The 20,692-nt window shown below is 34.1% G+C and carries 24 protein-coding genes; 6 read left to right on the forward strand and 18 right to left on the reverse strand.

From position 1 onward, the window contains the following. Positions 1 to 4 precede the first annotated feature (4 nt). Genes ACP5SP_RS01360 through ACP5SP_RS01380 form a run of 5 tightly spaced genes read right to left on the reverse strand, consistent with a single transcriptional unit; the run spans position 5 to position 3,698 of the window. A complete protein-coding gene (locus ACP5SP_RS01360) occupies positions 5 to 1,138 on the reverse strand; it encodes an NAD(P)/FAD-dependent oxidoreductase (protein ID WP_428075898.1) in 1,134 nt (377 codons plus the stop codon). Continuing rightward, positions 1,125 to 1,400 (reverse strand): (2Fe-2S)-binding protein, encoded by a 276-nt coding sequence (locus ACP5SP_RS01365; RefSeq protein ID WP_416084814.1) that lies wholly within the window; start codon positions 1,398 to 1,400, stop codon positions 1,125 to 1,127. Before ACP5SP_RS01365 ends, ACP5SP_RS01360 begins: the two co-directional genes overlap by 14 nt. After that, on the reverse strand, positions 1,393 to 1,884 hold the full coding sequence (locus ACP5SP_RS01370; protein WP_416084815.1) for a 4Fe-4S binding protein: 492 nt from the start codon (positions 1,882 to 1,884) through the stop codon (positions 1,393 to 1,395). Before ACP5SP_RS01370 ends, ACP5SP_RS01365 begins: the two co-directional genes overlap by 8 nt. Next, entirely contained in the window at positions 1,877 to 3,277 is a 1,401-nt protein-coding gene (locus ACP5SP_RS01375) for an FAD-dependent oxidoreductase (protein WP_424586374.1), read from the reverse strand. Before ACP5SP_RS01375 ends, ACP5SP_RS01370 begins: the two co-directional genes overlap by 8 nt. Positions 3,278 to 3,323: 46 nt before the next feature. Continuing rightward, a complete protein-coding gene (locus ACP5SP_RS01380; RefSeq protein WP_428075900.1) occupies positions 3,324 to 3,698 on the reverse strand; it encodes a metallopeptidase family protein in 375 nt (124 codons plus the stop codon). 19 nt (positions 3,699 to 3,717) lie between these two features. Here ACP5SP_RS01380 and ACP5SP_RS01385 point away from each other — a divergent pair, with 19 nt between their 5' ends. Continuing rightward, positions 3,718 to 4,254 carry a GNAT family N-acetyltransferase gene (locus tag ACP5SP_RS01385; protein WP_424586376.1) on the forward strand — a complete coding sequence of 179 codons (537 nt, stop codon included), beginning with the start codon at positions 3,718 to 3,720 and terminating at the stop codon, positions 4,252 to 4,254. Here the strand turns inward: ACP5SP_RS01385 and ACP5SP_RS01390 are convergent. Both ACP5SP_RS01390 and ACP5SP_RS01395 read right to left on the reverse strand, forming a co-directional pair. Continuing rightward, positions 4,229 to 4,486: a YgaP family membrane protein gene (locus tag ACP5SP_RS01390; RefSeq protein WP_416084819.1), complete on the reverse strand. Its 258-nt coding sequence runs from the start codon at positions 4,484 to 4,486 to the stop codon at positions 4,229 to 4,231. The two genes, ACP5SP_RS01385 and ACP5SP_RS01390, sit on opposite strands and share 26 nt — an antisense overlap. Continuing rightward, on the reverse strand, positions 4,483 to 5,355 hold the full coding sequence (locus ACP5SP_RS01395; protein WP_416084820.1) for an SDH family Clp fold serine proteinase: 873 nt from the start codon (positions 5,353 to 5,355) through the stop codon (positions 4,483 to 4,485). The genes ACP5SP_RS01390 and ACP5SP_RS01395 overlap by 4 nt, the downstream gene beginning before the upstream one ends. A gap of 146 nt (positions 5,356 to 5,501) precedes the next feature. Between ACP5SP_RS01395 and dinB the strand changes: the two genes are divergently transcribed. Continuing rightward, positions 5,502 to 6,710: a DNA polymerase IV gene (dinB, locus tag ACP5SP_RS01400; RefSeq protein ID WP_428075902.1), complete on the forward strand. Its 1,209-nt coding sequence runs from the start codon at positions 5,502 to 5,504 to the stop codon at positions 6,708 to 6,710. 17 nt (positions 6,711 to 6,727) lie between these two features. On the opposite strand, the gene ACP5SP_RS01405 is transcribed toward dinB, so the two are convergent. The 5 genes from ACP5SP_RS01405 to ACP5SP_RS01425 all read right to left on the reverse strand — a co-directional run bounded on the left by ACP5SP_RS01405 (position 6,728) and on the right by ACP5SP_RS01425 (position 10,930). Continuing rightward, entirely contained in the window at positions 6,728 to 7,846 is a 1,119-nt protein-coding gene (locus tag ACP5SP_RS01405) for a sodium ion-translocating decarboxylase subunit beta (RefSeq protein WP_424586378.1), read from the reverse strand. 2 nt (positions 7,847 to 7,848) lie between these two features. Then, positions 7,849 to 8,268 carry an acetyl-CoA carboxylase biotin carboxyl carrier protein subunit gene (locus ACP5SP_RS01410; protein ID WP_428066413.1) on the reverse strand — a complete coding sequence of 140 codons (420 nt, stop codon included), beginning with the start codon at positions 8,266 to 8,268 and terminating at the stop codon, positions 7,849 to 7,851. Continuing rightward, positions 8,261 to 8,587 (reverse strand): OadG family protein, encoded by a 327-nt coding sequence (locus tag ACP5SP_RS01415; RefSeq protein ID WP_416084824.1) that lies wholly within the window; start codon positions 8,585 to 8,587, stop codon positions 8,261 to 8,263. The genes ACP5SP_RS01410 and ACP5SP_RS01415 overlap by 8 nt, the downstream gene beginning before the upstream one ends. A gap of 8 nt (positions 8,588 to 8,595) precedes the next feature. After that, entirely contained in the window at positions 8,596 to 10,140 is a 1,545-nt protein-coding gene (locus ACP5SP_RS01420) for an acyl-CoA carboxylase subunit beta (RefSeq protein ID WP_428075904.1), read from the reverse strand. Positions 10,141 to 10,240: 100 nt separating this feature from the next. Then, entirely contained in the window at positions 10,241 to 10,930 is a 690-nt protein-coding gene (locus tag ACP5SP_RS01425) for a biotin--[acetyl-CoA-carboxylase] ligase (protein WP_424606581.1), read from the reverse strand. A 45-nt stretch (positions 10,931 to 10,975) separates the two neighbouring features. Between ACP5SP_RS01425 and ACP5SP_RS01430 the strand changes: the two genes are divergently transcribed. Genes ACP5SP_RS01430 through ACP5SP_RS01440 form a run of 3 tightly spaced genes read left to right on the forward strand, consistent with a single transcriptional unit; the run spans position 10,976 to position 12,999 of the window. Continuing rightward, a complete protein-coding gene (locus tag ACP5SP_RS01430) occupies positions 10,976 to 11,485 on the forward strand; it encodes a MogA/MoaB family molybdenum cofactor biosynthesis protein (protein WP_424596566.1) in 510 nt (169 codons plus the stop codon). Next, complete coding sequence (locus ACP5SP_RS01435; RefSeq protein ID WP_416084828.1) at positions 11,466 to 11,816, forward strand: roadblock/LC7 domain-containing protein; 351 nt, start codon at positions 11,466 to 11,468, stop codon at positions 11,814 to 11,816. The genes ACP5SP_RS01430 and ACP5SP_RS01435 overlap by 20 nt, the downstream gene beginning before the upstream one ends. A 58-nt stretch (positions 11,817 to 11,874) precedes the next feature. Beyond that, positions 11,875 to 12,999, forward strand: a complete 1,125-nt coding sequence (locus tag ACP5SP_RS01440) for a S1C family serine protease (protein WP_416084829.1) — start codon at positions 11,875 to 11,877, stop codon at positions 12,997 to 12,999. On the opposite strand, the gene ACP5SP_RS01445 is transcribed toward ACP5SP_RS01440, so the two are convergent. From ACP5SP_RS01445 to ACP5SP_RS01460, 4 genes are read right to left on the reverse strand one after another with little or no spacing between them, the layout of a single operon-like run. Then, on the reverse strand, positions 13,000 to 15,249 hold the full coding sequence (locus ACP5SP_RS01445) for a hypothetical protein (protein ID WP_428075908.1): 2,250 nt from the start codon (positions 15,247 to 15,249) through the stop codon (positions 13,000 to 13,002). After that, positions 15,249 to 16,436 carry a methionine adenosyltransferase gene (gene metK, locus ACP5SP_RS01450; RefSeq protein WP_424586384.1) on the reverse strand — a complete coding sequence of 396 codons (1,188 nt, stop codon included), beginning with the start codon at positions 16,434 to 16,436 and terminating at the stop codon, positions 15,249 to 15,251. The genes ACP5SP_RS01445 and metK overlap by 1 nt, the downstream gene beginning before the upstream one ends. 13 nt (positions 16,437 to 16,449) lie before the next feature. After that, on the reverse strand, positions 16,450 to 17,628 hold the full coding sequence (gene coaBC, locus ACP5SP_RS01455; RefSeq protein WP_424586394.1) for a bifunctional phosphopantothenoylcysteine decarboxylase/phosphopantothenate--cysteine ligase CoaBC: 1,179 nt from the start codon (positions 17,626 to 17,628) through the stop codon (positions 16,450 to 16,452). Continuing rightward, positions 17,603 to 17,800 carry a hypothetical protein gene (locus ACP5SP_RS01460; protein WP_424586385.1) on the reverse strand — a complete coding sequence of 66 codons (198 nt, stop codon included), beginning with the start codon at positions 17,798 to 17,800 and terminating at the stop codon, positions 17,603 to 17,605. The genes coaBC and ACP5SP_RS01460 overlap by 26 nt, the downstream gene beginning before the upstream one ends. A gap of 119 nt (positions 17,801 to 17,919) precedes the next feature. Here ACP5SP_RS01460 and ACP5SP_RS01465 point away from each other — a divergent pair, with 119 nt between their 5' ends. Next, entirely contained in the window at positions 17,920 to 18,657 is a 738-nt protein-coding gene (locus ACP5SP_RS01465; protein ID WP_424586386.1) for a glycosyltransferase, read from the forward strand. On the opposite strand, the gene ACP5SP_RS01470 is transcribed toward ACP5SP_RS01465, so the two are convergent. Together ACP5SP_RS01470 and ACP5SP_RS01475 are read right to left on the reverse strand one after the other, a co-directional pair. Further along, on the reverse strand, positions 18,658 to 19,833 hold the full coding sequence (locus ACP5SP_RS01470) for a murein hydrolase activator EnvC family protein (RefSeq protein ID WP_416084834.1): 1,176 nt from the start codon (positions 19,831 to 19,833) through the stop codon (positions 18,658 to 18,660). Continuing rightward, the gene (locus tag ACP5SP_RS01475) at positions 19,823 to 20,659 is read right to left on the reverse strand and encodes a cell division protein FtsX (protein WP_416084835.1); all 837 of its coding nucleotides are present in this window, start codon (positions 20,657 to 20,659) and stop codon (positions 19,823 to 19,825) included. The genes ACP5SP_RS01470 and ACP5SP_RS01475 overlap by 11 nt, the downstream gene beginning before the upstream one ends. Positions 20,660 to 20,692 lie beyond the last annotated feature (33 nt).

The raw sequence follows: 20,692 nt of genomic DNA on the forward strand, positions 1-20,692 counted from the left end.
AATTTTATCCTATAACAGCTTTTTCAACAATAAGTTTACCTTCTTTAAATCTAGAAAGGGTAAGATTGTTAGCTTCTTCAAGAAAAAACATACCATGAGTTATGTAGTGTGCAAGCAATTTGCCAACAATAGGACCAAGCATAAAGCCATGTCCTGAATAACCTGTTCCTATATAAAGATTTGGTATAGGAGTTGGTCCAATAATCGGATGTTTATCAGGAGATACAACATAGTAACCAGCCCACTGCCTCATAAGTCTTACCGAAGCAAGCCTTGGCATTAATCTTAATAGTTCATTTGAAAATTTCTCAAGAAATTCATATGTAGCTTCAAGATTATTCTGTGGTGGCTCATTAGTATCAGTTCCTCCTATAATACGACCTCTATAAGTTTGTGTAAAATAAAGAGAACTATCTACAACCATAGGCGAAAGAAATATTTTTAAAGGTTCAGAAACAACAATTTGATGTTTATAATTTTCAATAGGAATTTCGAATCCTAACTTACTTGCCAATCTTTTAGTTTCATTTCCGGTTGCAAATAAAACTGCAGAAACTCCGTATTTATCTTTGCTTGTAATAACAGTCTTTATTTTTCCACCTTGAAGCTCAAAGTCTTTAACTTCTTCATAATCAAAAACTTCCACACTATTGCCCTTTAAAAATAATCTTAAAGAATCAAGAACATCCTGTGGATATGCGGAGCCATCAGTAGGACACCAAGAGGCACCGACAATACCTTCAAGACTTAAATCTGGTACAATTTCTTTAATTTCTTCTTTTGAAATAATTTTACTTGGCACTCCAAAAAGATTTTGAAGTTTTACATGACTTTTATATTCATTAAGTGCTTCTTCACTTCTAAGAAGCCAAAGGTATCCTCCCTGTCTAAAATGAATTGGTAATGGCAAACTTTCTTCCCAATATTGCCAAATTTTTACTGCTTCGCGCATCAAAACAATATGCTCTCTTGTTGTAAATTGTTGCCTAATACCTGTGCCGCATCGACCTGTTGAGCCGGAACCAACATAACTTTTTTCAACAATTGCAATATTCTTAACGCCATTTCTCACAAGATAATAGGCCGTAGAAAGGCCCGTTATTCCACCGCCAACTATTAAAACATCATAGTTTTTCATTTTTGCTCTCCTTTGAAAAAATTCCAAATGGGATTGGTGTTTCAGGCGGACGAATCGATATATTTTCTGGAAATTCCTTATTCAGTTCAAAAAGAATTCGTTGGAGAAGAGGAATGCATGTCTTTCCCTGGCACGGACCAGTCCCAATTTTTAGATGCCTTCTTAGAGATTCTATATCTTTAAAACCTTCATTGTATGCTTCAAGAATATCTTCATAGGTCACATCTTCACATCTACAAATGATTATATCTTTCTTATTCATGGATAACCTCTATATTCCTTACTTCATAAATTAGTTTCTCTTCGTAGAAAGAGACAGTAATAACAGAAGATTGAGTTTCTTTTTCGGCCTTTAATACCTTAGTCACCTTACCGGTTCCCACTTTTTCTCCAAGCCTATTTAACAAATAAACTTCATCGCCTACTTTAGGAATTGGAAGCATTTCATAGGGTATTGAAACCTCATACAAAGTATCAGTTTTTCTAACAAGAAAAAGAGCAAGTCCTGGACACACCATCACGCATTTTCCACACCCAATACAAAGATCATAATTTATCTTTGGTGGATCTTTAATATCATTCATAGAAATTGCTCCTGTAGGGCAAGAGGAAACGCACGGATTACAAGGTATTTCCTGTACGCATTCGCTTATTGCAACTGCATGCTTTGATATCTTATCAACTGTTGGAAAATTATCGATGATATCTTCCTTAGTAAGAAAACCTGTTTTAAGATAATCACTCACTTGTTACCTCCTTAATGCCCTCAATAACCTTTAAAGAAAAAGGACTACTCCTGAGACGATTAAGATCCTTTTGTGTCTCACTTAATTCCTCTTCCACACTAAAACCCAATTTTTTAAGAATTGAAAGCGATGCAACTTTTCCCTCAAGCATTGCAGTTGAGGCTTCTTCGATGCCTGCAACATCTCCTGCAATATACACATTTTGTCTTGATGTTTCCATTTCGCTATTTCTTATTGGGACATACCCTCCAAGAGAGGAGATGTATTTCAGCTCACAACCTGCTTGTGCCAAAAGTTGGTATGAAGGTTGAAGACCTACCGCAAGAAGAACGGCATCAACGTCCATTTCAAATTCTTCTCCTGTTTCTTCAAATCTATCGTTCAATTTCGCAAGGACAACTTTCTCAACTCTTCCATTCCCAATTGCTTTCTTTATGGTTGTTTGCGTATAAATTGGCACACCAAATCTTCTTACCTTTGCCGCATGTACAAAGTACCCTCCAATTTTAGAAGTTGCTTCAATTATTGCTTTCACTTTCATTCCTGCTTGTAATAACTGATATGAAACAATCAAGCCCACATTACCAGCACCCACAACAAGTATATTTTCACCAATCTTAATCCCATAAACGTTCATAAGTGTCTGTGCTGCCCCTGCGCCCATTACATTTGGGAGATCGTTTCCCTCAAATGGAATCATCTTTTCGGAAGCACCTGTTGCGAAAATTACAAATCTTGGATATATCTTTAAAAGCTGATTTTCCTTAAAGGCAAGCAATAGGTTTTCTTCTTTGTAATATGCAAAAACTGTCGAATTAGTGTAATATCTTACTTCCAGATTCTTTAATTCTGAAATGAGTTCTTCAGCAATTTTTATTCCTCGAACTCCTGCACCTTCTTTCTCGGACCCAAAGAATTTATGAGTCTGTTTTATAAGTTGTCCACCTAAATTAGGATTTTGCTCTAAAAGAAGAACATCAATGCCCCTTTTTTTAAGTGTAATCGCAGCATTAAGTCCTGCAGGACCCGAGCCTACAATGAGGACAGTCGGATAAAGCGTTTCAGCATTCTTAAAATGACTATTATCTTTTGGTAATTCTCCAAAACCATTTTGCCTTCTTACAAACATGCCATCTTGTGCAAGTGTTATACATGTTCGTACATTAGGGATACCATTTACTTCCATAAGACATGAAGAACATTTTCCAATAGCACAAAACATACCCCGAGGACGGTGTAACTTTGGGCTCTCTGAAAAAACATAGATACCGTTTCGATAAAGAGCCATTGCAATTGTTTCATCTTGATAAGCTTCTATTGTATTTCCTTCAAATGAAAATTTAACGCTTCCTATCCTTTTAAATTTAAGGATAGGATGATCTCTTATTTCCATCACCCACCACCTTTCAATTCATGCCAAACAAATTATAAAAGAATATTTAATAAATACCAAGATTTCTTAGATCATCTTCGCCCATTCCAAAATAATGACCAATTTCATGGAGTACAACCTTTCTTATCTTTTCTTCAAGTGGAATTTTCTCTAAATTTGCAAAATAAATTATAGGTTGCATAAATATATAAATCCTATCAGGCAAAACCAAACTGTAATTTGCGCCTCTTTTATTTAAGGGAACGCCTACATAAAGCCCAAGAAGTGTTTGAGTAGTAAATTTATGCTCTTCAAGAAAAGTTTGTGTGGGATAATCCAAAATAATAAACTCTAAGTTTTGTATATTTTCTTTAAGTTCTTTCGGTAAATCCGCTAATGTCTCATCAATTACATCTCTAAAAAACTCTAAAATTTCATCCACTTTTACATTATAATGAATTGTGCTTGAGATTAAAAAGATTTACCATTACACCTTAAATATAAATGAGGTAAAACCTTTTGAAACGAAAGTAAAATTTAAACACACAATTTTCACAAATTTTGAAGACGCAAAGGACACCATATTAAATAAACTTTCTTTACATTTCGGAGAAGATAAAATCATTTCAGTAAAATTAAGGTTTGCATTGCAACATAAGATGGTTGCAACATTTATAGATGATGAATTTGTATCTTTTTGCTTTTTCGCTGACAGACCTTTTAGGTTTTCGCTTTTTAAGTTGAAGGAGAAAGAACTTTACTTTTACGATTGTTTCACTTTTGAAAAATTTAGGGGACTCTCTTCTATATATGCCGAAGTAAAATATGTTATTGAAAAATATAGGGAACTCGGATACAATACTGCACACGTAGAAATTGAAGAGAAAAATATTTCTTCACAAAAAGCATTTGCAAAATTAGGCTTTAAAAAGTCTCATATATATTGCTCAATTTCAATTTTTGGGATAAGAATTATCTTTTCAAAAACAATTTCTTGAAAGGGCAAAATCCCGTAATCCCTGTAAGGAAAAGAACAAACCCAACAAAGAAAAGTAGTACCTGCAAAGGATTATGAAACTTAAATACAAAGCCATAAAAATTTGAGTGGGGAAAACCCCCACTCTCATATTTTCCTACAAAATCCGTTATTTCATACCCAACAAAGAATATAAAGACCCCAAGCGCAACTCTTATAATACTCTCAATAGTATTTATATTTCTGTCTCTCATTTTTGAGGTTTTTGAGGAACTGATCTTTCAGGTGCTTTATACGGAAGCGGAACATACTGAACCGATGGTCTCATAGAAGGATTTTGTGGATATAGATCCATTAATTCGTAAATTTCGCGAGGCATTTCAGAGGATACATTTAATCCAATATCCTTTGCTTCTTCAAATGTTATTGGGTAATCATGAGTCCAACGTCCCTCTGTAAGCATTGTTGAAATTCTCTCTGCGTCATCCTCCGATCTTCCATTTGCAAGTAATAATTTTTTCACAAATTCTTTTACTTGAACCATAGCCTTTTTTGAAACATCAGCAAGAATAAGAGTTTCATCATCAATTCTGTCTTTATTTTTCTCTTCTAACACTTTTATAATTGATGCTGCAGGATAGTTACCGATCTGTGGATCAACTGGTCCAAGTACTGCATTTTCGTCCATTACAATCTCATCCGAAGCAAGAGCAAGCATGGTACCACCACTCATAGCATAGTGAGGGATAAAAACAGTTACCTTTCCTTTGTGCCTGACAAGAGCTTGAGCAATCTGTTCCGTAGCAAGCACAAGCCCACCAGGTGTATGAAGAATGATATCAATAGGCATTTCTGGTGGTGTAAGCCTTATTGCTCTCAAAATTGCTTCAGAATCCTCAATACTTATATATCTGCTTATAGGTATTCCAAGTAGGCTCATTGTTTCTTGTCTGTGGATAAGAAGAATGACTCTCGATTTTCTCTTCTGCTCAAATCTCCTTATTAGATCCAGTCTTTGCAATTCGAGGTTTTTCTGTTGAAACGCAGGAGAAAGAATAGAGATAATGATAAAAATCCAGAAAAGCCAACTCAAAATTGCACTTGCAGTATCTAATCCGCTCATTGTTTCCTCCTTATGTAAAAAAATTTTTCTTATTTAATTATAACACACACTCCTTTAAAATAAAATAATTTTCATAAAAATTTGTTTCATTTGGCAACGAACGATACAAAATTGACATACGAAAATTTTTTCGTATAATTTAATGTATGGAGAAAATTATTGCACACATAGACATGGATGCGTTTTTCGCATCAATTGAGCAAGCAAGAAGACCATGGCTTAAAGGGAAACCAATAGGAATAACAAATCACCCTGATGGAAGATCGGTTATTGCAACAGCTTCATATGAAGCACGTACCTATGGCATTAAATCGGGAATGCCCGTTAAAGAAGCACTAAAATTATTTCCTAATCTTATTTTAGTAAAAGGAGATATGAACTTATATGAAAAAATTTCCGATGAAATTTACGAAATCCTTATAAGATATGCACCAACTGTTGAAAGATTCTCAATTGACGAAGCGTTCTTAGATCTTACATATAAGGTAAAAGATTATGAGGAAGCAAGAGTTATTGGATTAGAGATCAAAAAGGAAATTTTCGATAAATTTTCGCTTCCATCAACCATAGGCATAAGTTATAACAAGCTCATTGCAAAAATTGCATCAAAAGAAGCAAAACCAAATGGCCTACTTGTTATTACAAAAGAGGAGGCTGATACTTTTCTTAGAAAACTTCAAGTATCAAAAATACCTGGTGTAGGTAAAAAAATAGAAGAAGTTTTAAAGAAGAAATTCAATGTAGAAACCATAGAACAGCTACAGAAAATCGGAATCAACGAACTTATTAAAGTTTTCCACACTTATGGTGTTTTTATCTATAATGCAGCACATGGCATAGATAATTCTGAAGTTGTAGCAGAGTTCGAAAAAGAGGAAGAAAAATCTATAGGTAATTCAACAACTCTAGATTTTGACACAGACGACATCGAAGTTATAAAAGGAGTTTTAAGAAGATTATCTTCCAACATTTGCTATAGGCTAAGATTAAAAAGTTTACTTGCCAAGAGAATCACTCTTACAATAAGATATGAGGATTTTTCAACATTTTCTCATAGTAAAAACATCGAAAAAACAAACCTTGATTCTCAAATTTATCAGGAAGTATTAAAATTGTTTTTCGAAATTTACAGTGGACAAAAGGTTCGTCTTCTTGGAGTTTCAGCAACACATTTGAATCATATACCTTACACACTTTTTAACCACAATGAAGAAAAAAATGAAAAGTTATTAACTGCCATTGATAAAGTAAGAAATAAAATAGGCAACGAAAGTATAAGCTATGCAAACAGCGTGAATTTAAAGTTTAGACTTGCAAATAAAAAAATCAGCGGAGGTAATTCCTCCGCTTTATAAATCTACAATTCAAGTTTTTAGTGCGTAAGAAGAGTTATGAGAATTCCCGCAACTACTGCAGTGCCAATAACACCTGATACATTGGGCCCCATTGCATGCATAAGTAAAAAGTTTCCAGGGTTTTCCTCTTGGCCAACTTTTTGAGAAACCCTTGCAGACATAGGCACAGCAGACACACCAGCAGAACCAATAAGAGGATTGACCTTTCCGCCTGTAAAAATGTAAAATAATTTTCCTATAAGGAGTCCTCCAACTGTCCCTCCACCAAATGCTACTACTCCGAGAACTATAATTTCAACTGTTTTTAAGGTTAGGAATGTATCTCCTTTCATTGTAGAACCAACTGTGGTTGCAAGAAAAATAGTTGCAATATTAATCAATTCATTCGCAGCTGTATGCGTAAGCCTTTCAACAACACCAGATTCCCTAAAAATGTTTCCAAGCATCAACGCACCGATAAGAGGAACAATTGGTGGAAACAAAAGACCTACAAGAATTGTTACAACTATGGGGAAAATTATTTTTTCCAATCTTGAAACAGGACGAAGTTGTTCCATTACGACACTTCTCTCTTTCTTAGTAGTAAGAAGTCTCATTATCGGTGGTTGAATGATCGGAACCATAGACATATATGTATAAGCAGCTACAGCAATTGGACCTAACAAATGGGGTGCAAGTTTTACTGTAGTATAAATTGCAGTAGGTCCATCAGCACCACCTATAATACCAATTGATGCAGCTTCTTTTATATTAAACCCAAGAAGAAGCGAAAAAAGTAATGCAATAAAAATACCAAATTGTGCACCTGCCCCCATAAGCATTGTCCACGGATTTGCAATAAGCGGACCAAAATCTGTCATTGCACCAATGCCCATAAAAATAATTATTGGAAGAAGTTCAGTCTCAACAAGTGATTTATAGATAATATAGAAGAAACCATTTGGAGGATCAGCAATGCCCGAAAGCGGCAGATTAGCAAGAAGTACTCCAAAGCCAATCGGAAGCATTAAAAGTGGCTCTGCGTCCTTAAAAATTGCAAGGTAGATTAGTATAATTGCAATAACAATCATTATTATTTCTTTTATTGTTAATGCAGCAAAACCCGAAAGAGATAATATGTTTAAAAGTCCACCCATATCTACCTCACTATCTTTAAAAGTCTCTTATTTGTGTTTACACTATCCCCAGGTTTTACATAAACTCCCGCTACTCTCCCATCAAAACCTGCAAAAATTTCATTCTCCATCTTCATTGCTTCGATTGTAAGAAGTACATCGCCTTTTTTAATGGTATCTCCTTGCTTAACCATCACTTTTAAGATTTTTCCTGGAAGTGGTGCTAAAACATACTCTGCATTATTTTCCACTACCTCATGATTCGTTTCTTCTTTTATATCTTCAGGCTCTTTTGAATTTGTTTCCTTAATGGCTTCCTTTGGATGTGTCTTATCCACTCCTTTATATTCCTTATAAACCTTTTGTACATTCTCTTTAATAACTTCTTCTATTTCAACTTCATAAACTTCAGAGTCTATTCTTATCTTGTAAACCTTACCCATTTTTCCACCTCTTCTCCTTTATTGATTTAATATAATTAGGCGTTGTCCTTAAAACTCTTACTTCAGATGCTTCTCCTTTTTCGTTAAAATATTTTGCAAGAGCAATACTCAAAGCAACCATCTTTTTAGATGTTAACTCCCTGTAGGTTTCTCCGAAAACACCTTTTACTTCCTCCTGAGAACTTTTAATATCTTCTTTTGCACTTAGTTTCAGAAACTTAAAAAGATATATAACTAAAGCCAATAAAAATAAAATAAACATCGTAATAGTCATTCCATATAATCCAATCATGAATCCTTCTATTATTTGTGAATTCATAAGCCCTCCTACAGAGGAATGTTTCCATGCTTCTTAGGAACTGAGTCTTCGTGTTTACTCCTCAAGAAGTCAAGCATATAGGAAATGATTTTTCTCGTATCTTTTGGATTGATTACATCATCTATATAACCACGTTCTGCTGCAAGATATGGATTTGAAAATTGCTCTCTATATTCCTCAATTTTCTTCTTTCTGATCTCTTCTTTATTTTCTGCTGTTTCAATTTCCTTTGCAAAAATAATATTTGCGGCTCCTTCTGCACCCATTACTGCAATTTCTGCTTGGGGAAATGCAAATACAGCATCTGCCCCAAGATGTCTTGAGCACATTGCAATATATGCACCACCATAAGCCTTTCTCATGACGATCGTTATCTTTGGAACTGTTGCTTCCGAATACGCATACAGAATTTTTGCACCATGTCTTATAACCCCACCGTGTTCTTGTGCTGTCCCTGGCATATAACCAGGGGTATCGACAAATGTAACAAGTGGGATATTAAAAGCATCACAAAATCGAACAAATCGTGCAATTTTATCGGATGAATTTATATCAAGAACTCCCGCAAGATATGCTGGTTGATTTGCAACAATTCCCACAGTTCTTCCATTAATTCTTGCGAATCCAACGACTGCATTCCGGGCAAAATCTTCGTGAACTTCAAAAAAAGTATTTTCATCAACAACCTCGTTTATTACTTCTTTTACATCAAATGATAAATTTGGTTCATCTGGCACAATTTCAAGAAGCAATGGAGTTTCACGGTTTGGTGAATCAGGTGTTGCAATCTTAGGTGGATCTTGGAGATAATTATCAGGGAGATATGAAAGAAGAGTTTTAGCAATATTTATTGCATCCTCATCATTTTTTGCAAGAAAATGAGCAACACCACTCTTCTCATTATGAACAACGCCACCACCCAACTGTTCATGAGTTACTTTTTCGCCAGTTACTGCCTCAACTACGTTAGGACCTGTTATGTACATCGTTGCTTGCTCGGTCATTATGATAAAATCCATCAAGGCAGGAGAATATACTGCACCACCTGCAGTTGGTCCTAACTGCAAAGAGATTTGGGGTATTACACCGGATGCCCTAACATTTCTTAAAAAGATCTCACCATAACCTCTTAAAGAATCGACACCTTCTTGTATTCTTGCTCCACCAGAGTCGTTCATTGCAACAAAAGGAATACCAAGTTTCATCGCAAGTTCTTGCATTTTAACGATCTTAAGCGCATGCATCTCCCCAAGAGATCCACCAAGAGAGGTGAAATCCTGAGAATAAAGTGCAACTCTTCTCCCATCTATCAATCCAATTCCTGTTACAACACCATCTGCAGGAATAATTTTTTTGTCTAGGCCGAAATAGGTTGAACGAGTTTTTACAAATGGGTCAAATTCCTCAAAAGTGCCAAGATTGATAAGCAAATCAATTCGCTCACGTGCAGTCAGCTTACCTTTTTGATGTTGCTTTTCAGCAGCTTGAGGATCCAAATTTTTAGTTTTACTCTTCTTTTCCTCAAGTTGTTTTAATTTGTCTTCAATAGACATATCTACCTTCATATATTTTTGAAAAAATAAATTGAAATTATAACAAATTTTAAATGAAAATCAATAAGAAATGTTAAATTTCTAACAAATTTTTTAAAAATTACTTATAGAAGTTAAGAACAGTTCCACTAAATATTCTCTCAACCTTGTCCCTTGTTTTTAAAATTAGTTCACCATAAATCCCCACACCTTCAACAATTCCTCTATAAATATTATTAGACTCTAATTCAATCTCATCATTTAAAAAGATAAGATTTTCGTTATATTCGTTAACAAAATTTTTAAAGCCGTTTCTTAAAAATTCATTAATCAAATTTTCTTCTTCATCCAAAATTTCATAAAACAAGTGTAATTCGTTAACTTCACTAAAGTCTGACAAACGTGCAGAAATCTTTTTAAATTCTTCCGAAACTTTATTAGAAACATTTATTCCAATCCCTGCATAAACATAATCACTTTTCTCAATGAGAATCCCGCCAAGTTTCTTTCTTCCTACAACTATATCATTTGGCCACTTTACCTTAACACTATTTACATATCGCTTAAGAACTCTTATTATAGGAATTGAAAGGAACGTAGAAAAACCAAGAATCTGTTCCAAAGACAATACCTCGGTAAAATACAAACCACCAAAATTAGAATTCCAACTTCTTCCGTATTGTCCTCGTCCAAAACGTTGTATATTTGATTGCAAAACAAAAGGTGGATTAAAGAAATTTTTTAATTTCTTAGCAAGATCCATGGTTGAGTCGCATTCAAAAACTGTTATTATTTCGTTGAAGTATTTCATATAAAATTATATTTGATTATTGGAATTTTTTGATATCATTAATATATGGAGAACGTTAAACTAAAAGTTGCAGTAATCATTGCAAGTGATACAAGAAGCTCCGGCGTAAACAAAGATGAAACAATTCCGATGTTAAAGAAATTCATTGAAGAGTCTAACTGGGTTTTGATAGATGCATCTATTGTCCCAGATGAAAGAGAACTTCTAAAAGAAAAAATGATCTTCTACGCAGATATTCTAAAAGTTGATTTAATTCTTACAAGTGGAGGAACAGGCCCATCAAAAAGAGATGTCACACCAGAGGCAACAAGAGATGTTATACAAAAAGAATTACCAGGTTTTTCTGAAGCAATTAGAATGGAAAGCTTTAAGACAGTAAAAACTGCTATTCTTTCAAGAGGTATCTCAGGGATTAGAAATGATACATTAATTATTAATCTCCCGGGAAATCCAAAAGGTGCAATAGATTCGCTAACAGTAATAAAAGAAGCGATACCTCATTGCATAGAGATAATGCAGGGAAAAGGAGGGTCGAATGGACACGATTCTAAGTGAACTTTCAAAGGTTGAAGGAGTAAGAGGCGTTGCAGTTGTAAGTACTGATGGATTAATAGTGGAAGCAAACCTACCACAAGATCTTGATCCAGATGCAGTTGCTGGTATGTGTGCAACAAGTTTTAGAAACAGTGTAACCACAGCAAAGGTCCTTGGTTCAGGAAAAGTAAAACATGTACTTATTGAAACAGATACAGACTTTATCATTTTTTCATCGCTTGGAAATGGATTCCTTGCAGTTGTTTCAAGTAGAAAAGTAAATCTCGGATATTTAAGGATAAAAATTGACAAGGCAGTGAAAGAAATCAAAGAGAAAATGTTAGAGGAGTAAAAAACCTTCATACTTTTTTCACAATTTATGCTTAAAATTAATTTGTTGGAGGTGAATTATGGAAGAATTTGAGCATCACGAAAGAAAAGGTTGGATAGTCTATCTTGTTGTAGGTATTATTATCGGAAGTATTTTGGGTGGCATCTTTGGAACGTTTATCGTGTTTAAAAACCCAACCATTTTCCCTTGGATCCTGAGCCAAACACCACAAACTCAAATTGGTACAAATCAAACACAAGTTCAAGTACCCACCAATCTCATTGATATACAAAACCAAGTAGAAGAAGTTGCTAACAAAGTTTCACCTGCTGTTGTGAGGATTGTCTCTACAACCCAAGTCATATCTCCATTTTTCCTACAGGTTATTCCACAGGAAGGATTGGGCTCTGGTGTAATAATAAGAGAAGATGGTTTAATATTAACAAATAATCATGTTATTGCAGATGCTACAAAAATCGAAGTAACATTAAGTAATGGCAAAACTTATAAAGGTGAAGTTTTAGGAGCAGATCCAATTTCAGATCTTGCCCTTGTAAAAATTAATGCAACAAACCTTCCGACAGCTCCGTTAGGTGATTCATCAAAAGTTAAAGTTGGTGAGTTTGTAGTAGCAATAGGGAATCCTTATGGTCTTGACCATACTGTAACTTTTGGAGTTATTTCTGCTGTAGAAAGAAACATAGATACGGGCAACAACACAATGTATGGAGTAATCCAAACTGACGCTGCCATTAATCCAGGTAATAGCGGTGGACCCTTAGTGAACCTCAAAGGAGAAGTTATAGGAATCAATACGATGATCTATCAGAATGCACAAGGTCTTGGATTTGCAGTATCTTCAAATACAGCAAAGAAAGTTATAGATAGTATATTAAAGACGGGGAAAGTAAGATGGCCGTATCTTGGCATACAAGTTACAACAATGACACAAGAAATTGCAAACTCATATAATATCGCTTATACTGAGGGAGCGTTTGTTGTCGATGTAGTAGTTGGCAGTCCTGCATATATGGGAGGAATTAGAAAATATGATGTAATTACGGCAGTAAACGGAAAAGCAATTAAAACAGCAGATGACCTAATTTCAACAATAAGAAATTACTCGCCAAACGACAGGGTAACAATAACAGTTTCGAGAAATGGTAAAATGATGGACCTTCAGGTTGTGCTTGGCTCAAAGTAGTTAATCTTTAGGGTTTACATTTACAATACTTGGGGCAGGAAAAACTCTTGCCCCAATAATTTTTTTACGAAAGGCATCTGTAAAAAGCTTGTAAAGATCTTGGGGATAAGTTTGCGTCCTTATACTTAGTTCATATACTTTAGAACCCTCACTAAATTTTTCAACCGGACCATAAATTTTTGCATCACTCAAGTCATTCATAAATATCGGTTGAATATTTTTTGTGCTCAATTTAAATTCGTAAAGAAAAACAAAAGGAGGATAACCTAACTCTTTTCTAAACGATAACTCAACCATCAGAAAGTTGAATTCGTTATCCTTTTTAAAGTTTTCAATTATATAATTCTCCTTCTCATAGGTCTCAACGAAAATGTCATTGGGATAGATTTCAAATGCTCCTTGCCTTAGGTACTTGAATGCCTCAAAAGTAGTATAAATTTCGCTTCCATTAAGAAATGTATCCGCACTTACAAAAGCTAAAAGACCTACATTTTTAAAGTTCAAATGAGAAAAGATTGCCTCAGTTCCAAGAAAAATGGTCTTTTCAAAATTCTTTGAATCATAAATTATTTCACTTCCACCTTCAATAATAACAAGATTTGTATTTCTGAAAACATTTTTAAGAGAGTTAGATAATTTCTGGATACCATAACCTAAATAAAGAATCGACAAACTTCCACAGCGAGGACATTTTTCTATTGGCTGTTCTGTATGCCCACAAATAGGACAAATAAGCAAATTCACTTCTTTATCAAAATATAAAGTACTCCCGCAAACAGGACATCTATGAACATACCCACACTCACCACATACAATAAAAGTTGAATACGGTTTTCTGTTTAGAACAATTGCGACATTTTTATTTGAATCTAATGCCTTCCTAATTTTGCTTTCAAGGTAAGAAGAGATTGGAGATAGAGCGTCGGATTTTGGCTCTCTTCTCATATCAATGATCCTTTTATTTTGGTTTTTTAAATCTTTTATATTAGAAAGTTCAAAACCCTTTTCTTTTTGAAAATAATAAATTACATCGTCCAACGAATAAGTGGAAAAAATAAGTGATACATTTTCATATTCACTTTTCTTGTATGCAACAATTCTTGTATCAAAAGGAAGATATTCATGCGGTAAATGATATTTAGAGGATGCATCTTCTACAATAATAAATTGCAGATTCGGAATGTCCACAAACAGTGAAAATGGAGTAGATATAATTATGCGTTTGCCTAATTTTAACTGCCTTCTAATTTCGCTTTTTTCCTTACCTATGTTCCCAAATACAATTCCTGGGAAAAAGCTTTCATAAAGTTCACTTAGTGTTTTAATAAGCGCAATTTCGTTAGCAACCACAAGTACAGTTCCTTTTTCTTTCAATGCACTTTTAAAAATATTTGATATGTATAATACCCTCTCCTTTAAACTCCCTCCGTTTACAATTAACCTTTTATTTTCATCTTTTACTGCTAATTCCGGTATTTCTTCCTCAATTTCTTTAATAACGCCTTCTTTTAAAAGCATTTCTATAATTTCTAATCCGTTTCTTATTTTGTATATTGCGTCTCTATATGGCAAGGCTCTATTTTTCTTTATTCTAATAAGAACTTCCTTAATAGATTTAGCTATTCCTTTTTTGTGTACCATTTCTTCAAAAAGTTTCTCATTATTGATTGAAAGCAACTTATTAGACGGATACGGCGGCTTATATTGAATGTTGATCAGTTTTTTAATCTCAATTTCCCTCAAAAATCGCTTTAAATATTCAATTTTTGTTTTAGATTTATTCCTTAAACTATATAAAGAAATAGGAAAATTCTCAAATATTATATTTGCGATATTCTTTTGATCTTCTGATTTTAAGGAATTTTTAAAATCGGCAAATGATTCTGTATCAACTACACTAACAATTGGAATCAATTCGCCTTCTGCATATGTCCCGTAAACTTTGTTTATGAGTGAATGTATTGAGATAAGAAAAGACTCAGAAACAAAATACAAAAGTTTTGCAATTTCCTTTGAAAAAAGATTTTTTTCTACAACAGAAATTACACTTTTTATTTGATCCTTAGACAAATTTTCAGGAATTTTATCGACAATTTTTAAAACATAAGCAAGTTTAGGCCTATTATTCTTTCCAAGAGGAACAAGAACTCGAGATCCTACTTCAATATCTAAAAAATCGGGGGCTTCATAGAAGAGCACATCAAATGGAAAGTACGCATCTTCTATTGCAACCCCCGCAAACTTACTCATTATATCTTCAATTCAGTTTTTATTGCATCTACTAAATCTGTTCTCTCCCAGGTAAATTCTGGCTCTTCACGACCAAAATGCCCGTAGGAAGCAGTTTTCTGGTATATGGGACGTCTGAGATCAAGATGTTTTATAATTCCGAGAGGAGAAAGATCCACAAGTTTAAGGAGGACTCTTTCAAGCTCAGAATCTGGAACAATACCTGTGCCAAAGGTGTCAACCATAAATGATACAGGTTGTGTTTCTCCAATGACATATGCCACTTGAATGAGACACTCTTTTGCAATACCTGCCTTAACTATATTCTTTGCAAGATAACGCATCATATATGTTGCAGACCTATCGACTTTTGTTGGATCTTTACCTGAGAATGCACCACCACCATGAGGAGCAAGGCCACCATAGGTATCCACCTCAAGTTTTCTTCCAGTCATACCTGTATCAGATTGAGGGCCACCTACAACGAATTTCCCAGTCGGATTAATGTGAAACCTTGTATTAGGTGTAAGAAGATGCGAAGGGATTACTTGCTTTGCAATATTCTCGATAATGAGTTGTCTTGCTTCATCGCTCATTTCATCTGTTCTAGGATCAAGTAGTTCCTCTGTATGCTGAGTTGAAATCACAACATCTGTAACTTCAATTGCTTTTCCTTCCTCATATCTGAGAGTAACCTGCGCTTTTCCATCAGGTCCAAGGAATGGTGCAAGGTTCTTCGGTTCACCAGATTTCCTAACTGAAGCAAGTTTTTGGGTTAACCCATGGGCAAGAACTATTGGGAGAGGCATAAGTTGAGGTGTTTCGTCAATAGCATAACCATACATAATTCCCTGATCACCTGCACCACCTTTATCCACTCCCCTTGCAATATCAGGAGATTGCCTTCCCACTGCATTTAATACTGCACAAGTTCTATAATCAAAACCATACTTTGGGGAAGTATAACCAACTTCTTTTACAGTCTGTCGAGTAATCTCAGAAATATCAACCCATGCACTTGTTGTAATTTCTCCACCTACAATTATAAGACCATGCGTTACATAGGTCTCACAAGCAACACGACCACTTGGATCTTGTTTTATAATCTCATCTAAAATTTTATCAGAAATTTGATCTGCCAGTTTGTCTGGATGACCTTCAGCAACTGACTCTGTTGTCACAAATCTCTTTTTCTCGTTTCTAACCATCTTAACCTCCTAATTAAAATTTGAATATTTTAGAAAAAACAAACTCTGCTATGCTTTCCTTATCGCCTTCAAACTCACTTATTGAGCCTGCTCTATCTATCAAAAGGATTTTTCCTGTATCGCTTCCAATATTTTCAGGCAAATTTGCAACTATATAATCAAGATTTTTTTCTTCTAACTTCTTTTTAGCATTCTCAATAAGATTATCTGTTTGAAGTGCAAATCCTACAAATATTTTGTTATCTTTATATTTTGAGGCTTCCTTGAGGACATCAACAGTTGCAATAAGTTCTAATGTAAGATTGTTGAATTTCGGAAGTTTATTAGGCTTCGACTCTTTTGGTTTGTAATCAGATGGTGCTGCCGCCATTACAAACAAATCGCAATTTCTTACTTCGTTACCAACCGCATTGTAGAGATCTTCTGTTGTATCGACTCTTACAATTTTCATTCCGAAAGGCAATTTCTGAGAAGTATGTGCAACAATTAGCGTGACATCTGCACCTAATCTTCTTGCCACTTTTGCAAAGGCGATACCCATTTTTCCAGACGAACCATTAGTTATAAATCTAACTGGATCAATATATTCTCTCGTTGAGCCACTTGTTACGAGCACCTTTAATCCCTGTAATTTCTTAGGCGATAGTTCAACAAGAATCTCTTCAAAAATTTCGTCTGGTTCTTTAAGGCGACCTTTACCTTTTTCAAGATCTGCTAAAAAACCTTCATCTGGCTCTAAAATTTTATAACCAAATGTTTTAAGTATCTCAATGTTCTTCTGAGTTGCAGGATGTAGAAGCATGTTTTCGTTCATAGAAGGAGCAATAAGAGTAGGTTTTCTTGAGGCAAGAAGCGTTGTCAAAAGTAAACTATCTGAAATTCCTGAGGCAACTTTTGAAATAAAATCAGCAGTTGCAGGAACAACAACAATTAGATCCGCCCACCTTGATAGCACAAGATGTATTGATGATCCATTAATAACAGAAAATTGATCATTATCTGTATATACTTCTTCTGCGCCGAGCGAAAGAAAAGAAAAAGGAGTAACAAATTTCTCTCCGCCCCTTGTAATAACTACCTTAACCTTTATACCTTTCTTTACAAGGAGCCTTAAAACCTCAAGAGATTTGTATGCTGCAACCCCACCAGTTACAGCAAGAAGTACTTTATTCTCTATTTTCCTTCTCCTTATTCAAAAGATATTCTTGGACCTTGTAAATAAAGTCAGCCGCATAAAACGGATTGTAAACGGTTGGATTTAACTTATATAACTTTTGCCCTTCTTCAATAAGCACTTGTATTAGCCTGTATTTGTTATCAATAACTTCCTTCAAAAGCTTCATATAAATTTCTGAATCTTGCATGCCTCACCTCTCTAAACTAAATATCTACCTAAATTTATTTTATGGCATAAAATTATTTTATCAAAAATAAAAATATAGTCAATTTGCTTTAAAACAAAATTTACTTATAATCTAAGGAAATGAAAAATGAGATGGAAATAAAAAGCTTAGGAAATGATTTATATTTTTCAATTATCATTCCCGCTCATAACGAAGAGGATTACATATACGAAACCTTAAGCAAATTAGAAAATCTGAACTATCCAAAAGATAAGTTTGAAGTAATTGTAGTTGAAAATGGTTCGAAAGATAAAACAAATGAAATAATTGATGATTTTAAAAAAACAACCAAACTTGATATGCAGGTTGCAAAACTCGAAAAGAATGGAGTCTCAGCTGCAAAAAATTTTGGTGCACGTTTGATAAATTCAAATACTCAATGGCTGATCTTTCTTGATGCTGATACACATCTTGAAAAAGATTTTCTAAAAGAATTGAACGAATTGATTACAAAAATGAGAGATGTTGTAATAATAGCAACCTCTCTTAGACCATTAAATGATTCATTTAAAGCAAGAGCATGGTTTAATTTCTATAACTTTGGACGATGGGTAAGCCAAAGTTCAATGTCTATACAAATAGTGAGAAAAGATATATTCAAAAAAATAAAATTCGACGAGTCATTGACGTTTAACGAAGATTTAACTCTCATAAAGAAGGCAAAAAAGTTTGGTAAGTTTTACTATTTTTGGACTGATAAGGTATACACATCTACACGTAGATTTGATAAGGTAGGCTATATGAAACAATTTATAATTTGGGTTTGGTGGAACATTATTCCAGAAAGAAGGAAAATAAAATACCCCGTAATAAGATAATTACGGCAAATAATCTAAAGGATTTACAGGTGTTGACTTTCCAGTTATTGGATCAATCTTGTAAATTGAAAAATGCAGGTGTGGACCCGTTGACCAACCTGTGTTATCAGAATAAGCAATAATTTGCCCTTGTTTAACTTCTTCACCTTCTTTTACAACGAAACTCTTCAAATGTGCATAAAGGGTCGAGAAGTTCTGTCCATGAGATATTATTACAACATTTCCGTATCCTTCAAGCCACTTCGTTGCTATAACAGTTCCCGATGCTGCGGCTTTAATTGGCGTACCTGTGGGAATCCCTATGTCAATACCGTCGTGCAATCTCCATATATGAAGAATTGGATGAAACCTCATTCCAAACTCTGATGTTATTGGACCTTTTGCAGGCCAAATAAAAGTACCAGAATAAATACCTTTCTTCCTCTGCTCTTCTATTAGTTTCTGAATTAGTTCTTCTTCCTTTTTGATTTCTTCTTCAAGTTCGCTCTGTTTATACAAAAGATATGTCTTCTTTTCCTTGAGCGTTGTAAGAAGCCTATTTTTCATATCAATTTCTTGAAGTAGTATGTTCTCTTGTTCCTGCTTCTCCTTTAACACTGCTTCATATTCTTTTTCTGCTTTTGACAGATCGCTTTTAAATTTCTCAAGTTGAAGCTTGTCTTTTTCTGCTTGTTCCATCAACTTTCTGGTATAATCAGAAATATAACTTATGTATGTGATTCTTTTGTAAACAGATTCAGGATCACTTCCTTCATACAGAAGTTCAACAGGAGAAATTGCAGTAAGTTTATATGAAAGATTTATTGCCTCTTCGAGATCCTTTTGCCTTTTTGAAATTTCCGCTTCTTTATCTTTTATTTCCTGTTCTTTTACTTTAATTTGTGTGTTAAGATCATCGATTTTTATCTGAGTTTTCTTTATTTCTTCTTCAAGATATGAAACCTCACTTGAAAGATTATTGACCAATGCATTAATCTCTCTTGTAGATTGATCAATACTTACGATATTCTTCTTAATCTGTTCAAGTTGAGCCTTATACTGAGCAAGTTTTTTTTGCTCCTCTTCGAGGCCAGATTTAACGACAGTAACATTAAAAAGCAAAGTTAATATAGAAACTAAAACTAACAACTTAGCACCAATTTTTTTAAAATGAAATATCCTCGCTTCATTTAACATTTCTAAACCTCAAAATAGATATAATGCTTCCTATAAGCGAAGAAACTATTGAAAAGATAAGTAATACAAAAAGCAACATATTAAAGTTAATATTTCCCGAAATAGTTGCGTAAGGTATTATCCCCTGAACAATCCCTGAGCTTAATTCATTAACTTTCTCTATCAAATAATACGATATACCCCAAGCAACCAAATTAAGGAAGACAACGATTAGCAAGAAAGGAAGAAAAGTAAATACCGCATCTGCTCCTATAAGCTTTAGCACTCTTATATCATTTCTTCTATAATCAAGTAAAAGTGTTGTTGTATTCTGAACCGTAAATATAAATTCAACAAGGACTGCAAGCATCACAGATGTAAAAATGAGATAAATTACATTAATAAGATTGTTTATTTTATTTGCGGTATCTTGAGAAAACACAACAACATCAACAGTTTGCAAATCTTTAATAATATCTGTAATTCTTTTTCCGAGACTTATATCATTTAATTCAACTGTTGCAGAATAAGGAAGAGGATTTTTACCTAAACTTGTCAAAATACCCTGATACTGAGGAAAAATTTTTATAAACTCTTCTTTTGCTTGATCTGGTGTTGTTAGAGTGACACTTTTTACCCCATCAATTGCGTTTATCGTTGAAATAGTTGACTCAACATCAGCTCCATTTAAATTCTGTTTAAAGAATACAACAATTCTCACCTTTTCCTTCAATGTGAGAGAGCTCTGAAAGAGTTTTTTACCAATTATATAAGTTGATCCAAGCGCAACCATACCAACTAAAAGTGAGATAATCGTTACAATAGCAATTTTTTTAGTTTCCTTCAAAACCAATAATGTATGTCTCAATATATAAAATAG

It is taken from the genome of Caldisericum sp. (assembly GCF_049967455.1).
GTDB classification, from domain to species: domain Bacteria; phylum Caldisericota; class Caldisericia; order Caldisericales; family Caldisericaceae; genus Caldisericum; species Caldisericum exile_A.

Excerpts from the sequence above, each read along its gene's own strand:
- ACP5SP_RS01360 (WP_428075898.1), bottom strand. The coding sequence starts at position 1,138 with ATGAAAAACTATGATGTTTTAATAGTTGGCGGTGGAATAACGGGCCTT.
- ACP5SP_RS01365 (WP_416084814.1), bottom strand. The coding sequence starts at position 1,400 with ATGAATAAGAAAGATATAATCATTTGTAGATGTGAAGATGTGACCTAT.
- ACP5SP_RS01375 (WP_424586374.1), bottom strand. The coding sequence starts at position 3,277 with ATGGAAATAAGAGATCATCCTATCCTTAAATTTAAAAGGATAGGAAGC.
- ACP5SP_RS01390 (WP_416084819.1), bottom strand. The coding sequence starts at position 4,486 with ATGAGAGACAGAAATATAAATACTATTGAGAGTATTATAAGAGTTGCG.
- ACP5SP_RS01395 (WP_416084820.1), bottom strand. The coding sequence starts at position 5,355 with ATGAGCGGATTAGATACTGCAAGTGCAATTTTGAGTTGGCTTTTCTGG.
- dinB (WP_428075902.1), top strand. The coding sequence starts at position 5,502 with ATGGAGAAAATTATTGCACACATAGACATGGATGCGTTTTTCGCATCA.
- ACP5SP_RS01405 (WP_424586378.1), bottom strand. The coding sequence starts at position 7,846 with ATGGGTGGACTTTTAAACATATTATCTCTTTCGGGTTTTGCTGCATTA.
- ACP5SP_RS01410 (WP_428066413.1), bottom strand. The coding sequence starts at position 8,268 with ATGGGTAAGGTTTACAAGATAAGAATAGACTCTGAAGTTTATGAAGTT.
- ACP5SP_RS01415 (WP_416084824.1), bottom strand. The coding sequence starts at position 8,587 with ATGAATTCACAAATAATAGAAGGATTCATGATTGGATTATATGGAATG.
- ACP5SP_RS01420 (WP_428075904.1), bottom strand. The coding sequence starts at position 10,140 with ATGTCTATTGAAGACAAATTAAAACAACTTGAGGAAAAGAAGAGTAAA.
- ACP5SP_RS01425 (WP_424606581.1), bottom strand. The coding sequence starts at position 10,930 with ATGAAATACTTCAACGAAATAATAACAGTTTTTGAATGCGACTCAACC.
- ACP5SP_RS01430 (WP_424596566.1), top strand. The coding sequence starts at position 10,976 with ATGGAGAACGTTAAACTAAAAGTTGCAGTAATCATTGCAAGTGATACA.
- ACP5SP_RS01435 (WP_416084828.1), top strand. The coding sequence starts at position 11,466 with ATGGACACGATTCTAAGTGAACTTTCAAAGGTTGAAGGAGTAAGAGGC.
- ACP5SP_RS01440 (WP_416084829.1), top strand. The coding sequence starts at position 11,875 with ATGGAAGAATTTGAGCATCACGAAAGAAAAGGTTGGATAGTCTATCTT.
- ACP5SP_RS01445 (WP_428075908.1), bottom strand. The coding sequence starts at position 15,249 with ATGAGTAAGTTTGCGGGGGTTGCAATAGAAGATGCGTACTTTCCATTT.
- metK (WP_424586384.1), bottom strand. The coding sequence starts at position 16,436 with ATGGTTAGAAACGAGAAAAAGAGATTTGTGACAACAGAGTCAGTTGCT.
- ACP5SP_RS01460 (WP_424586385.1), bottom strand. The coding sequence starts at position 17,800 with ATGCAAGATTCAGAAATTTATATGAAGCTTTTGAAGGAAGTTATTGAT.
- ACP5SP_RS01465 (WP_424586386.1), top strand. The coding sequence starts at position 17,920 with ATGAAAAATGAGATGGAAATAAAAAGCTTAGGAAATGATTTATATTTT.
- ACP5SP_RS01470 (WP_416084834.1), bottom strand. The coding sequence starts at position 19,833 with ATGTTAAATGAAGCGAGGATATTTCATTTTAAAAAAATTGGTGCTAAG.